The 13,759-nt window shown below is 71.5% G+C and carries 11 protein-coding genes; 7 read left to right on the top strand and 4 right to left on the bottom strand.

The features are described from left to right. Nucleotides 1-2: 2 nt before the first annotated feature. Together ACQPXB_RS10285 and ACQPXB_RS10290 are read right to left on the bottom strand one after the other, a co-directional pair. Nucleotides 3-1,751, bottom strand: coding sequence for a hypothetical protein (locus ACQPXB_RS10285; protein WP_432851108.1), 1,749 nt, complete (start codon nt 1,749-1,751; stop codon nt 3-5). Between the two features lie 1,594 nt (nt 1,752-3,345). After that, entirely contained in the window at nt 3,346-3,549 is a 204-nt protein-coding gene (locus tag ACQPXB_RS10290; RefSeq protein WP_220237697.1) for a hypothetical protein, read from the bottom strand. Between the two features lie 202 nt (nt 3,550-3,751). Here ACQPXB_RS10290 and ACQPXB_RS10295 point away from each other — a divergent pair, with 202 nt between their 5' ends. Continuing rightward, the gene (locus tag ACQPXB_RS10295; RefSeq protein ID WP_366580695.1) at nt 3,752-4,978 is read left to right on the top strand and encodes an NAD(P)/FAD-dependent oxidoreductase; all 1,227 of its coding nucleotides are present in this window, start codon (nt 3,752-3,754) and stop codon (nt 4,976-4,978) included. 3 nt (nt 4,979-4,981) lie between these two features. Here ACQPXB_RS10295 and ACQPXB_RS10300 read toward each other — a convergent pair whose 3' ends face one another. Then, nucleotides 4,982-6,025, bottom strand: coding sequence for a DUF2235 domain-containing protein (locus ACQPXB_RS10300; protein ID WP_432851110.1), 1,044 nt, complete (start codon nt 6,023-6,025; stop codon nt 4,982-4,984). Between the two features lie 355 nt (nt 6,026-6,380). Here ACQPXB_RS10300 and ACQPXB_RS10305 point away from each other — a divergent pair, with 355 nt between their 5' ends. Genes ACQPXB_RS10305 through ACQPXB_RS10330 form a run of 6 tightly spaced genes read left to right on the top strand, consistent with a single transcriptional unit; the run spans nt 6,381 to nt 12,906 of the window. Continuing rightward, a complete protein-coding gene (locus ACQPXB_RS10305) occupies nt 6,381-7,241 on the top strand; it encodes a fumarylacetoacetate hydrolase family protein (protein ID WP_366580699.1) in 861 nt (286 codons plus the stop codon). 1 nt (nt 7,242) lies between these two features. Then, nucleotides 7,243-8,544, top strand: coding sequence for an enolase C-terminal domain-like protein (locus tag ACQPXB_RS10310; RefSeq protein WP_432851112.1), 1,302 nt, complete (start codon nt 7,243-7,245; stop codon nt 8,542-8,544). Beyond that, nucleotides 8,541-9,299 (top strand): SDR family NAD(P)-dependent oxidoreductase, encoded by a 759-nt coding sequence (locus ACQPXB_RS10315; RefSeq protein WP_386948338.1) that lies wholly within the window; start codon nt 8,541-8,543, stop codon nt 9,297-9,299. Before ACQPXB_RS10310 ends, ACQPXB_RS10315 begins: the two co-directional genes overlap by 4 nt. A 31-nt stretch (nt 9,300-9,330) precedes the next feature. Further along, nucleotides 9,331-10,377: a sugar ABC transporter substrate-binding protein gene (locus ACQPXB_RS10320; RefSeq protein ID WP_386948336.1), complete on the top strand. Its 1,047-nt coding sequence runs from the start codon at nt 9,331-9,333 to the stop codon at nt 10,375-10,377. Further along, nucleotides 10,374-11,897, top strand: a complete 1,524-nt coding sequence (locus tag ACQPXB_RS10325) for a sugar ABC transporter ATP-binding protein (RefSeq protein WP_366580705.1) — start codon at nt 10,374-10,376, stop codon at nt 11,895-11,897. The genes ACQPXB_RS10320 and ACQPXB_RS10325 overlap by 4 nt, the downstream gene beginning before the upstream one ends. Next, a complete protein-coding gene (locus ACQPXB_RS10330) occupies nt 11,890-12,906 on the top strand; it encodes an ABC transporter permease (protein ID WP_360599787.1) in 1,017 nt (338 codons plus the stop codon). Before ACQPXB_RS10325 ends, ACQPXB_RS10330 begins: the two co-directional genes overlap by 8 nt. A 104-nt stretch (nt 12,907-13,010) precedes the next feature. On the opposite strand, the gene ACQPXB_RS10335 is transcribed toward ACQPXB_RS10330, so the two are convergent. Further along, the gene (locus ACQPXB_RS10335) at nt 13,011-13,730 is read right to left on the bottom strand and encodes a FadR/GntR family transcriptional regulator (RefSeq protein WP_386948332.1); all 720 of its coding nucleotides are present in this window, start codon (nt 13,728-13,730) and stop codon (nt 13,011-13,013) included. Between the last annotated feature and the right edge of the window lie 29 nt (nt 13,731-13,759).

Here is a 13,759-nt window from a genome sequence, read left to right on the forward strand (position 1 = left end):
CCTCAGCGCGCCCACTTGCCGACGAAACTCCCGCACGCCACCGGTTGTCCGGTCAGCCGCGCGCGCAACGCGTTCTCCAGGCCCAGGTAGTCGACGATCGCGGCATCGGCCGCGACCTGCGCGGGCACCGGCCCGCCCTGAGCCAGCGTCTTGCTCGGTACGGTCTCGAACAGCACCAGGTAGTCGCCCTCACGATCGAGGTCCGCCGCGGTGGCGAGCATGCGCTGCGGCGCGTCACCGACGATCTCCAACGGCAGCGGCCACTCCAGCGGAAACGGGTTGCGCAGGCCGAAAACCGGGTAGGCGAACGGGTTGTCGGGCAGCACCGCGACGCGCGAAGCCGGGTAGCGCCGGAGGCAGTCGCGGATCTGGGCGACGTAGGTGTAGGTCGAGGGATTCGTGCGGATGCCGCGCAGGGCCGGGCTGACCGTGCCGAGGTCGGCGGTGAGCTGGTCGTGCGACAGGTCGAGGTACGCGGCTTCGTCGTGGTGCGCCACGACCGCCCAGCCGCACACTGCCACCGCGGCCACGCCCGCCGTCGTGGTCAGCCACGTGCGGCGCAGCACCGGCGCGAGGTCCGGCAGCACGAAACCCAGCAGCAGCAACGCCGTGAGCGCGAGCGAGCCGGTGAGCAGCGTCGGGGTGTCGTTGCCCCAGGAGAGGCTGGTCATGAAGCCCGTCGCGAGCACGAGCAGCGCGGCCCAGGAAATCTTGCGCCGTACGGTCGCGTGAACCACGACGGCGACGGCGAGGATCCACCACAGCACGTCGGCCCAGCGCGACGAAGCCGTGAACCGTCCGTCGACCACCGTCCACACCACCGCGGCCGCGCCGCCGAACGCGAGCAGCCACGACGCCACGCGCCCGGCCGCGCCGAGCCGTTCGCCGGCGAGCCGGAGCACCAGTAGCACCACAGCGATCGCGGCGAAGAACGTGAGCTCCCGCACCGGCGGGCGCAGCAGCACCTGCGGGTCGTCCAGCCACAGGCCGAGCAGGCGTTCGCCGTACGCGGGGACGCCACCGGTCAGCTGGCCGACCATGTCGCCGAAGCCGCCGCCGATAGTCACCCAAGCCACGTAGGCGATCGCGAACGCGCCGAGCGCCGGCACGTCGGCCGGCAGGCGCCGCAGCCGGTTCGGGTAGCACAAGGTCCAGACCAGTCCGATCACCGCGGCGAGGACGAAGCTCTGCTTCACGAACACCGCCGCGCCCAGCAACGCCAGACCGCCGAGCCGCGCGTACGGATTTCCCTTGCGCAGCCCCGAATCCAGGGCCCACGCGCCGCACGCGGTGAGCGTGATCCCGTCGACGGTGTGCCACGCCATGAGCGGGAAACCGTTGAGGTTCAGCAGGGCCGCCGCCGCGACCAGTGCCGTCAGGCCGGGCCCCCACGACAGCACCGGCCGCCGCGTCACGAGCACGGCGAACGCGATCGTCGTCAGCGCGATCTGCACCATCGCCAGGCAGCTCGATGCGAAGAGCAGCGGCCCGGGCAGCGCGAAGTCGACCACGTGCAGGATCGCCGACCCGAGCGGCCGCGCGGAGATGATGTCGGCGTGCGGCACCTCGCCCTGCAGCACCCGCCACGCCTGCGCGAGGATGAAGCCCTGGTCCGACGGGTGGAACCCGAACCGGCCCACGCGCAGCTCCGTCGCCACCGCGAGCACGAGCACCCACGCGGCGTGCGCGCTCCACCGCAGCGCGACCCGCCGCCGGCGGACGCCCTCGGCGCAGGCCTCGGCGACGTCCACTTCGTGTCCTTTCACCGCGGCTGTGTTGTCTGCCCCGGCTTCGCCGGGGCGGCGAGATCGCCTTTGAGCCGGTGTGGGGATCGAGCGGTCTGATCGGCCTGGCGGCCGATCGCACCGCTCGATCCCCACACCGGCGCGATCTCGCGCTGTGGTTGCGTCAGGGCCGGGCGTCAGTGGTCGCCTGGGCCCGGCGGAGCCAGCGTAGCCGGGCGGCGGTGGCGGCGCGTGAGGTCGGTGCGGGCAGTCGCGGCAGCGTGCCGGGCTTCCGGCGGGGCTTCCGGCATCGCGCGAGGTTCTCGGCCTCGAACTTCGTTGCGGGGCAAGGAGAGCCGAAGGTCTGGCCGGCGCGAAGGCGGCTCGGTGAAACGCCCGGCCTGCGCGGCCGGATCGAGGCGGGGGAGGGATCGGTGGCGACCAGGCGGCCGGCCAAGCTCTGACAAGCAAGCAGGGGGCGAGAAGGCGATCTCGCGCGCCTCGGCGGGGCCGAGGCAGAAGTACAGGCGGGTTCGGTGAGGTCGCGGGTGGTGGGGCCCGGGCGCTCCACCGCGGCGACGACCGAGCGGCTCGCCAAGCCCTGTAGGGCAGCCGCAGGGCGAGACCCCAACACCGGTTCAAACGCGGTTTCGCGCGTCTCGATGGAGTCGAGACAGAAACACAGGAGGGTTCGGTGAAGGCGAACGCAGTGGGGCCCGGGCGCTCCATCGTGGCGGCGACCGAGCGGCTCGCCAAGCTCCCCCGGCAGCCCCAGGGCGAGACCCCGACGCTGGCCCAAGGACGGCCTCGCGCGTCTCGGCGGGCCGGGGTAGACACCGGTGGTGGGGCCCGGGCGGTCCACCGTAGCGGCGAGCCGGCGGCTCGCCGCCGCGAGGTGAGATGCCGGCATCGGCTCAAGGGCGGTTTCGCGCGTCTCGGCGGGGCTGGGGCAGAAGTACAGGGAGGGTTCGGTGAGGTCACGGGTGGTGGGGACCGGGCGGACTGCCATCGCGACACCGCAGGGGCTCGCCGCCGCGGGGCGGGACCCCAACGCTGGCTCAAGGGCGGTTTCGCGCGTCTCGGCGGGGCTGGGGCAGAAGTACAGGAGGGTTGGGTGAGGTCACTGGTGGGTGGGGACTGGGTGGTCTGCCGTGGCGGCGACCGAGCGGCTCGCCGCCGCGAGGTGAGATGCCGGCACCGGCTCAAGGGCGGTTTCGCGCATCTCGGCGAGGCCGAGGCAGAAGTACAGGAGGGTTCGGTGAGGTCACCGGAGGTGGGGACCGGGCGGACTGCCGTGGCGGCGACCGAGCGGCTCGCCGCCGCGAGGTGAGATGCCGGCACCGGCTCAAGGGCGGTTTCGCGCATCTCGGCGGGGTCGAGGCAGAAGTACAGGAGGGTTCGGTGAGGTCACCGGTGGTGGGGACCGGGTGATCTGCCGTGGCGACACCGCAAGGGCTCGCCGAGGTCCGCAAGGCAACCATGGAGCGAGATCGCGCCGGTGTTGGGATCGGGCGGTGCGATCGGCCCCCGGCCGGTCAGACCGCCCGATCCCAACACCGGCTCAAAGGCGATCTCGCACGCCTCGGCGGAGCCGAGGCAGACAACACAGCAAAAAACACGATCACTCCGGGTGTTGCGCCACGGCCACGACGGCGTCGCGCAGGGCGGCGCGTAGGCGGCCGACGTCGAGGGGGCCGAGTACGGCCGCTTCGCCTGGTGGCGCGACGAGCACGATCTTGTCGTCGCTGCTCACGAACACCGTCACGTCCCTGCGCCTGCCCGCCAGATCCCGGCAGCCGATGGACCACTCGTCCCGGTCTGTCACGGCTCTCGCCCTCCCGATTCCGCGTTGCGGTCATGCTTCGTGCGGGGGTGGGACCGGCGCCTCACGCGGCTCTTACGCGGGTTCACCCGAATTGCCTACCGACGGGTTCTCCGGGCGGGTTCACCTGGGATGTGCCGTCCGGGCAACGGGAGTAGCGTCCGGGCGGCAGGTGGCGGGGACTCGGGAGGTCGGGATGGCCGGGATGGCACAGCCGAGCAAGATCGTGATCGTCGGGGCCGGTCTGGCGGGGGCCTCGGCCGCCGCCGCGGTGCGTGAGAAGGGCTTCGGCGGCGACGTGCTGCTGATGGGTTCCGATCCGCACCGGCCGTACGAGCTGCCGCCGCTGTCGAAGGGTGTGCTGCTGGGCACCACCGACGAACCCGATTGGGTGCACGAAGAGGGCTTCTACGCCGCCCACGACATCCGGCTCGCCTCCGGCCTCACGGCTACCCGCCTGGAGCTCGGCGCGCGCCTGGTCCTGGACGACGCCGGCGGCGAGCACCGCTTCGACCGGCTCGTGCTCGCGACGGGTTCCCGGCCGCGTCCGCTGACCGCGCCCGGCGGCAACTTCCCGGGCCTCTACACGCTGCGCACGCTGGACGACTCGCTCAGCCTGCGCTCGGCCTTCGTCGACGCCCGGCGCGTGGTGGTCATCGGCGCCGGCTGGATCGGCACCGAGGCCGCGGCGGCCGCGCGCTCGCACGACGCGGACGTGACCGTGGTCGCGCCGGGGCGCCTGCCTCTCGGCAAGGTCCTCGGTCCCGAGGTGGCCGGGGTTTTCCACACCCTGCACGAAGAACACGGCGTGCACTGGCGCCTGGGCGAGCGCGTCGCGGAGGTGACGGGCGACCCGAGCGGCGTGCGCGGCGTTCGGCTGCAGAGCGGTGAAGAACTGCTGGCCGACGTGGTCCTCGTGGCCGTCGGCGCCGCCCCGCGCGTGGAACTCGCCCACACGGCGGGCCTCGAGCTCTCGGACGACGGCGGCGTCGCGGTCGACGCCGGCCTGCGCACCGCCGCCCCGGACGTCTACGCCGTGGGCGACATCGCGTCGCACTTCCACCCGCGCTACGGCCACCGCGTGCGCGTCGAGCACTGGGCCAACGCGCGCACGCAGGGCGCCCACGTGGCCGGCAACCTGCTGGGGGAGAACGAGCCGTACCTGGATTCGCCGTACTTCTTCTCCGACCAGTACGACCTCGGCATGGAGTACCGCGGCCTCGCCGACCTCGACCGCGACCGCCTCGTCGTCCGCGGCGACCTCGCGGCGCGCGACTTCACGGCCTTCTGGGTCGGCACCGAGGGCGACGTGCACGCCGCGATGAACGTGAACCAGTGGGACGACGGGGATGCCTTGCAGCGCTTGGTGGACGGGCGCATGAAGGTGAGCGACGAAGAGCTGAAGTCGGGCAACCTGGCCGACGTCGGGTGAGGCTCAGGCCTCCACCGGCATGACCGGCCCGTCCAGCGCCAGGTACCCCACCAGGTTCGGCGGCGCGTAGTCCGCCGACAGCTTGTGGCGCGTGACCGCGCTGGAGGCTACGAACTCGTGCTTCGGGTCCGTGGTGCCGATCCCGCGGGTCACCGAGGGCAGCAGGCGGTAGAAGCCCGTGCGGGACGGGAACATCGGGCCCAGGGCGTCGGGGTCGCCGGGGAAGTCCGGCAGGAGCCCAAGGCCGTTGAGGGCGGCGTGGCCTGCGAGCCAGCGCAGGGGGATGTCGGAGAGGCTGTGCTGGGTGTGCCCGCCGCCGCCGACGTCGGAGTGGCAGCCGGCGAACCAGACCTGCTCGATCTGGTTCGTGCCCGGGGTGGTGGGCGGCGCCCAGATCGAGGGCACGAACGGTTTGCGGTGCTCGTCGATGGAGAGCGCCTGGAACGCGGCGTCCACGGTGGAGCTCAGCGCGGTGTCGTGGAACTGGAAGCGGCGGTTGAACACGTCGATCGGCCAGAATCCGGTGAGCGGCACGCCGAGCGCGCCCACCGTGTCCCACACGCCGATGAACCGGATCCGCGGCTCGTGCGAATAGGTGCGCCGGAAGAGCGTGGCCTCGGTGTTGTGCGGGTGGGACTTGTCGCTGCGGTCGCGGTAGAGGCCGTACGCGCGCTTGACGAGGCCGAGGTGCTGGCGGCGCAGCAGGCCGCAGTTGCGGATGAAGCCGGCCACGCTGCGCACGGTGTACGCGCCGCGGCTGAAGCCCACGAAGAAGATCTCGTCGCCGGGTTCGTAGGTGCGCACGAGATAGGTGTAGACCTCGCGGACGTTGCGCGAGAGCCCGACGCCGAACGCGCCGCCGACCAGCCGCTGCCGCGTGGTACCGATACCCGACTGGTAGAAGACCCGTTGCTCCGTGCCGGCTTCGTCGGCCGGCGCGGTGGCCAGTGCGAGCCGCGTGACGTTGCTCGGGGCGGGCACGCCGCCGTCGGCCAGGTCCGCCGAGTCCCACGTGCCGTCGCAGCAGATCAGGATCCGCTTGGACATCCCCACCTCGTTCACTGCGTCGTTGGGTCGGAAGCCATCAAGTCACGACCCGGCGGCGTTTTCAACGGGTTCGGCGGAATCGGTACCGAAGCCGCGGTGTGGCAAGGAAAACACCGGGAGACCACGGGGTGTTCGCCCCTTGCCGGTTCGCGCGCGGAAAGATCCGACGAAAGCGGTCCCGCTCCGGAGTGCGGCCGGGCCGGGCCGGGGCACGATCGGTGCTGGTGCGTCGCGAGGCGCCACCACGGTGATCCGATCAATTTTGGCAACAAATCCTCCAGGCCTCTGGATCCCGCGCGGCCCATGCGCTATACATCGGATGTCTTGATGTGGCTGTGGTGAGAGGGGAACGTCCGTGCAGCTTGTGCGTCTCGGAGCCGCGGGAGAAGAGCGACCGTTCGTGCGTGCCGGTGACGGCACCTTGTACGACCTCTCCGGCCTCACGGCCGACGTCGACGGCGCGTTTCTCGCGGCCGACGGCCTCGCCCGCGTCGCCGCCGCGCTCGAAGCCGGCGAGCTGCCTGCCGCCGGCGCGGAAACCGCGAGCCTGCGCGTCGGCCCGCCGCTGGCCTCGCCCGGCAAGGTCCTCTGCATCGGCATGAACTACCGCCGGCACGCCGAGGAAACCGGCGCCGCCGTGCCGACGGAGCCCGTGCTGTTCATGAAGGCCCCCGACGTGATCGTCGGCCCGGACGACGACGTGCTCATCCCGCGCCGTTCCACCAGCACCGACTGGGAGGTCGAGCTCGGCGTCGTGATCGGCAAGCAGGCCCGGTACCTCGACAGCGTCGAGGAAGCGCTGGAGTACGTCGCCGGCTACGTCGTGTCCAACGACGTCTCCGAGCGCGAGTTCCAGCTGCACCGCGGCGGCCAGTGGGACAAGGGCAAGAACTGCGAGACGTTCAACCCGCTCGGCCCGGCGTTCGTGACCGCCGACGAGGTGCCCGACCCGCAGGACCTCGGCCTGCGCACGTGGGTGAACGGCAAGAAGGTGCAGGACTCCTCGACGAAGGACATGGTCTTCACCGTCGCTGAGATCATCCACTACCTGAGCCAGTTCATGGTGCTGCGCCCCGGCGACCTGATCAACACCGGCACCCCCGAGGGCGTCGCGCTCGGGCAGCCGGAACCGAAGCCGTACCTGCGCGAGGGTGACGTCGTCGAGCTGGAGATCGACGGCCTCGGCCGCCAGCGCCAGACGTTGAGGCAGGCCTGACATGGCGAAGATCATCGGCATGGAGGTGCTCGACGTCCGGTTCCCGACCTCGCGGGAGCTCGACGGCTCGGACGCCATGAACCCCGACCCCGACTACTCGGCCGCCTACGTCGAGCTCCACACCGACCTCGGCCCCGACGGCTACGGGCTCGCCTTCACCATCGGCCGCGGCAACGATGTGCAGGCCGCCGCGATCCGCGCGCTCGCGCCGCACGTCGTCGGCCGCGACGTTCCCGAGGACGCGAAGGCACTCGGCCAGCTGTCGCGCGACCTCATCGGCGACTCGCAGTTCCGCTGGCTGGGCCCGGAAAAGGGCGTGGCCCACATGGCGATCGGCGCGGTCGTGAACGCCGCGTGGGACCTCGCCGCGCGCCGGGCCGACCTGCCGCTGTGGAAGTTCGCGGCGCGCATGACGCCGGAAGAGCTGGTGTCGCTCGTGGACTTCCGGTACCTGTCCGACGCGCTCACCGAGCAGGAGGCGCTCGACATCCTGCGCGCCGCCGAACCCGGTCGCGCGGAGCGGATCGCGAAGCTCGAAGCCGAGGGCTACCGCGCGTACAGCACCTCGCCGGGCTGGCTCGGCTACTCCGACGCGAAGCTGGTGCGCCTGGCCGAGCAGGCCGTGGCCGACGGCTTCGAGATGATCAAGCTGAAGGTCGGCGGCAACCTCGAGGACGACGTGCGCCGCATGAAGCTGGCGCGCGAGACGGTGGGCGCGGACATCCGCGTCGCCGTGGATGCCAACCAGCGCTGGGACGTGGCCACGGCCGTGTCCTGGATGACGGAGCTCGCGCCGTTCGACCCGTACTGGATCGAAGAACCGACCTCGCCCGACGACATCCTCGGCCACGCGGCCATCGCGAAGGCGCTGGCGCCGATCAAGGTCGCGACCGGCGAGCACGTGCAGAACCGCGTGGTGTTCAAGCAGCTGCTGCAGGCCGGCGCGATCGACGTGCTGCAGCTCGACGCCGCGCGCGTCGGCGGGGTCAACGAGAACCTCGCGATCCTGTTGCTGGCGGCCAAGTTCGGCGTTCCGGTGTGCCCGCACGCCGGCGGCGTCGGGCTGTGCGAGCTGGTGCGGCACCTGTCGATGTTCGACTTCGTGGCCGTCTCCGGCGACGACACCGACCGCACCATCGAGTGGGTCGACCACCTGCACGAGCACTTCACCGACCCGGCCGTCGTGCGCGACGGCCGGTACCTGGCCCCGACCGCACCCGGGTTCTCCGCGCGGATGCACGACGCGACCCTGCGCCGCTTCCGCTTCCCGGACGGTCCAGAGTGGACGGAGAACGCCCAGTGAGCGAGTTCGACGGCCTGGTCGCCGTGGTCACCGGCGGCGCTTCGGGGATCGGCCTGGCCACGGCCACGCTGCTCGCCGAACGCGGCGCGCAGGTGGCCGTGCTGGACCTCAAGACCGACGACGTGCCCGAGCCGCTGGCCGGCTTCCGCTGCGACGTCACGGCCGACGCCGAGGTCCGCGCCGCGATCGACGCCGTCGCCGAGCGTTTCGGACGGATCGACGTGCTGGTCAACAACGCCGGCATCGGCGCGGCCGGCGACGTGGCGGACAACAGCGACGACGAGTGGCACCGCGTCTACGACGTGAACGTGGTCGGCATGGTCCGGGTCACGCGTGCCGCGCTGCCGCACCTGAAGGCCTCGCCTTCGGCGGCCGTGGTCAACACGTGCTCCATCGCCGCGTGGGCGGGCCTGCCGCAGCGTGCGCTGTACTCCGCGACGAAGGGCGCGGTGCTGTCGCTGACGCTCGCGATGGCCACCGACCACCTGCCCGAGGGCATCCGCGTGAACTGCGTGTGCCCCGGCACCGCGGACACGCCGTGGGTCGGGCGTCTGCTCGACGCGGCGGCCGACCCGGCCGCCGAACGCGCGGCACTGGCCGCGCGCCAGCCGATGGGCCGGCTCGTGACCGCCGACGAGGTCGCGGGCGCCATCACCTACCTCGCCAGCCCGCTGTCCGCGTCGACCACCGGTACCGCGCTCGCGGTCGACGGCGGCATGCACGGCCTGCGCCCGCGGGGACCTGTGCAGAACTAGTGCTCGTTTGCATGTCATCAAGGAGGATGCGGTGCGTACGAAGGTGATCCGGCTCGCCGCCGCGGCGGCCGCGTGTGGTTTGGTCCTGACCGCGTGCGGGTCCACGAAGGACAAACCGGCCGCCTCGGCGGGCGGCGGTGGCGACACCGGCGGGAAGGTCGGGGCCACGCTGCCGCTGCTGACCTCGCCGTTCTGGCAGGCCTACAACAACTACGTGCCGCAAATGGCCAAGGAGACCGGCCTCGACGCGTTGCCGACAGTGAACGCCGACAACGACCCGGCGAAGCTCATCACCGACATCGGCACCCTGCTCAACCAGGGCGTCAAGGGCCTGGTCGTGACGCCGATCGACTCCGCCGCGGTGGTCGCCGGGCTGAAGCAGGCCGAGAACAAGGGCGTGCCGGTGGTCGCGGTCGACGTCGCGCCCGAGAGCGGCAAGGTCGCCATGGTCGTGCGCGCCGACAACAAGGCCTACGGCACCAAGGCGTGCGACGAGATCGGCAAGCGCGTGAAGAGCGGCAAGGTCGTGCAGGTGATGGGTGACCTCGCCTCGGTCAACGGCCGCGACCGCTCGGCCGCGTTCCGCGACTGCATGAAGTCGAAGTACCCGGACATCAAGGTGCTGGAGATCGCGGCGGAGTGGAAGGCCGACAAGGCGTCCTCGGGCCTCGACAGCCTGCTCACCGCGAACCCCGACATCAAGGGCGTCTACATGCAGGCCGGTGGCGTGTACCTCGCGCCGACCGAGCAGGCGCTCAAGCGCAAGAACCTGTTCTTCCCGACGAGCGACCCGCGCCACGTGGTGCTGGTGAGCAACGACGGCATCCCGCAGGAGCTCGCGGCGATCCGCGCGGGCGAGCTCGACGCCACCGTGTCGCAGCCGGCCGACGCCTACGCGAAGTACGGCATGTACTGGCTCAAGAAGGCCATGGCGGGGGAGAAGTTCCAGCCCGGCCCGACCGACCACGGTTCCACGATCGTCGAGATCAGCCCCGGCATCCTCGAGGACCAGCTGCCGGCCCCGGTCGTGACCAAGGACAACGTGGACGACAAGGCGTTGTGGGGTAACAACCTGTGAGCGCGCCCGCCCCCGAGACGGCCGCGCCGGTGGTGAGTGCCCACGGCGTCGGCAAGCGTTACGGGCCCACCGTGGCCCTGCACGACGTGAGCCTGACCGTGCACGCCGGCGAGTCGCACGCGCTGGTCGGCCGCAACGGGGCGGGCAAGTCCACGCTCGTGTCGATCCTCACCGGACTGTCCCTTCCGGACACCGGCAGCGTCGAGTTCGGCGGCGTGCCCGCGCCGCCGCTGTCCAAACAGGACGACTGGAAGGCCCACGTGGCGTGCGTGTACCAGCACGCCATGGTGGTGCCCCAGCTGACGGTGGCCGAGAACTTGTTCCTCAACCGGCAGGCGCGCGGCGGCTTCGCCATCGGCTGGCGCAAGCTGCGCCGGCAGGCCCGCGAGCTGCTCGACTCGTGGGACGTGGCCGTGGACGTGGACACGCCGGCGGGTGAGCTTTCGGTGGAGGACCGCCAGTTCGTGGAGATCGCCCGCGCGCTGAGCTACGGCGCGCGGTTCATCGTGCTCGACGAGCCGACGGCCCAGCTCGACAGCCAGGCCATCGAGCGGCTCTTCGAGCGCATGCGCCAGATGCAGCGCAGCGGTGTGACGTTCCTGTTCATCTCCCACCACCTGCACGAGGTGTACGAGGTGTGCCAGGCCGTCACGGTGCTGCGCGACGCGAAGCACGTGCTCACCGCGCCCGTCTCCGACGTCAGCCGGCCGCAGCTGGTCGACGCCATGACCGGCGAGCAGGGCGGGCTGTCCGTGCGCGACGCGGCGAGCCGCGACCCGCTGGCCGTGGACGCTGCCGAGGTGCTCACCGTCGACGCGCTGTCCGGCGACGGCTTCCACGACGTGTCGCTGCGGGTGCACCGCGGTGAGGTCGTGGGGCTGGCCGGGAGCAACGCGAGCGGCAAGCACCAGGTGGCCGAGACCGTCTACGGGCTGCGCTCGCCTTCGGCGGGAACCGTGTCCGTGGACGGGAAACCGTTGCCCCCGGGCGACATCCCGGCCGCGGTGCACGCCGGCATCGGTTGCGTGCCGCGCGATCGCCACCACGAGGGTCTGGTGCTGGAGCACTCGATCATGGACAACGCCACGCTGTCCGTGCTCGACCGCATGGGCCCGGCCGGGTTCGCGTCGCCCAAGGCGCGCCACGACCGCGGGGCCCGCGCGCTGAAGTCGTACGACATCGTGGCGGCCGGGCCGGAACAGCCGGTGGCCGACCTGTCGGGCGGCAACCAGCAGAAGGTCGTGCTGGCCCGGGCGCTGGAGAGCGACCCGCGGGTGGTCGTGCTGATCAACCCCACGGCCGGCGTGGACGTGAAGTCGAAGGAGGCCCTGCTCGCGGTCGTCGACCGGGTGCGGGCCGAAGGCAAGGCCGTGCTGATCGTGAGCGACGAGCTCGACGACCTGCGCCTGGCCGACCGGGTGCTGGTGCTGCGCGCCGGTGCCGTCGTCGCCGAACACCAGGCCGGCTGGTCCGACGGAGACCTCGTGGCCGACATCGAAGGAGTCGGGCTCCATGACTGAGCTGATGAGCGATCCGCAGACGGCGCTGCCCGCGGCGCCCCCGAAACGGCGGAAGTCGCTGTGGCTGCGCGAGCTGGCGCTGCTGCCGGCGCTCGTGGTCGTGTTCGTGATCGGCGGGCTGATCAGCGACTCGTTCTTCACGTTCGACAACGTGATCAGCATCCTCTCGGCCGCCGCCGCGCTGTCGCTGGTGGTGCTGGGCGAGTCGCTGGTGCTGCTGACCGGGAAGTTCGACCTGTCGCTGGAATCGACGATGGGCATCGCGCCCGCGATCGGCGCGATGCTGGTGATCCCGGCGACGTCGTCGGGTTTCGGCACGGGCTGGCCGGCGGCGCTGGGCCTGCTCGCGATCCCCGTGGTCGGCGCGCTGATCGGGTTGGTGAACGGCTTCCTGATCGTGAAGCTCAAGCTCAACGCGTTCATCGTCACGCTGGCGATGCTCACGGTGCTGCGCGGCACGCAGATCGGCTCCACCAACGGCAAGACGCTGTTCGACCAGCTCGACGCGTTCACGGCGTTGGCGACGACGACGTTCGCCGGGCTGCCGATGTCGGTGTGGCTCGCGGCGGTGCTGTTCCTGCTCTTCGGGCTCGGCCTGCGCTACCACCGCGTCGGCCGCTCGCTGTACGCGATCGGCGGCAACCGCGAAGCCGCACGCGCCGCGGGCATCCGGGTGGACCGGATCTCGTGGGCGGTGTTCATCGTCGCGGGTGTGCTGGCCGCGATCGGCGGCCTGGCCTACACCGGTTACGTGGGCGCGCTCGGCGCCGACCAGGGTGACGGCCTGATCCTGCAGGTCTTCGCCGCGGCGGTGATCGGCGGCGTCTCGCTCGACGGCGGCAAGGGCACGCTCGTCGGCGCCCTGACCGGCGTGCTGCTCCTGCAGTCGGTGGACAGCCTGCTGCGCATCGCGCAGGTGCCCGCGGAATGGCTGAAGGCGATCTACGGCGGCATCATCCTGATCGCCCTGATCATCAGCCGCTACGCCGGCGGAAAGCCGCAGACCTGATCGGCGGCTGGGCCGTGATCATCCGACCTTCTCGCCGTTTCGTGAAGGGTCCCGCGACGGATTCGATGTCCTTCGAGGGGCCCTTCACGGAACTTCGGCGTCGTTCAGGAGGCGGCGGCCGCGGGCTCGCCCGGCTCTTCCGTCTCGGTCTGCGTGAGCGTGCTGCGCAGCCACTGCTCGACGCCCGCGACGTGCACGGTCGCCCACGACCGGGCCAGCTCCGGCTCACGGGCGGCGATGGCCTCGTAGATGGCCGTGTGCTGCTCCCGCGTGCGCGCGACCGCGCCTTCCTGCGTGAGGCCGCGCCAGATCCGCGCCCGCGCCGTGGGGCCCGAGAGGCTGTCGAGCAGCGAGCACAGCACGGGGTTGCCCGAACCGTCGGCGATCTTGCGGTGGAACTGCAGGTCGTTGGCCACGAGGGCCTCCACCGTCGGCGCGTCGGCCAGCTCGTCGAGCAGCGCGCCGAGCTCGGTGATGTCGTCCTCGCTCATGTGCAGCGCGGCCAGCGCCGTGGCGGCCGGCTCGAGGATCCGGCGCACGGCCAGGAAGTCGAGCACGGTGTCGTCGCGGTGGAAGTCGACCACGAACGTCATGGCGTCGAGCAGCAGGTTCGGCTCGAGGCTGGTCACGTACGTGCCGTCGCCCTGGCGCACGTCGAGCACCCTGATCAGGCACAACGCCTTCACGGCCTCGCGCAGGGAGCTGCGCGAGAGCCCCAGCCGCTGGGCGAGCTCGGCTTCCTTGGGCAGCCGGTCGCCCGGCGCGAGCTCCCCCGAGATGATCATGTCCTTGATCTTGTCGATCGCGACATCGGTGACGGGCATCGAGACCGCCCTCCCTCAAGAGACCTCGG

The sequence above is a fragment of the Amycolatopsis sp. CA-161197 genome (genome assembly GCF_050942255.1).
Lineage (GTDB): Bacteria > Actinomycetota > Actinomycetes > Mycobacteriales > Pseudonocardiaceae > Amycolatopsis.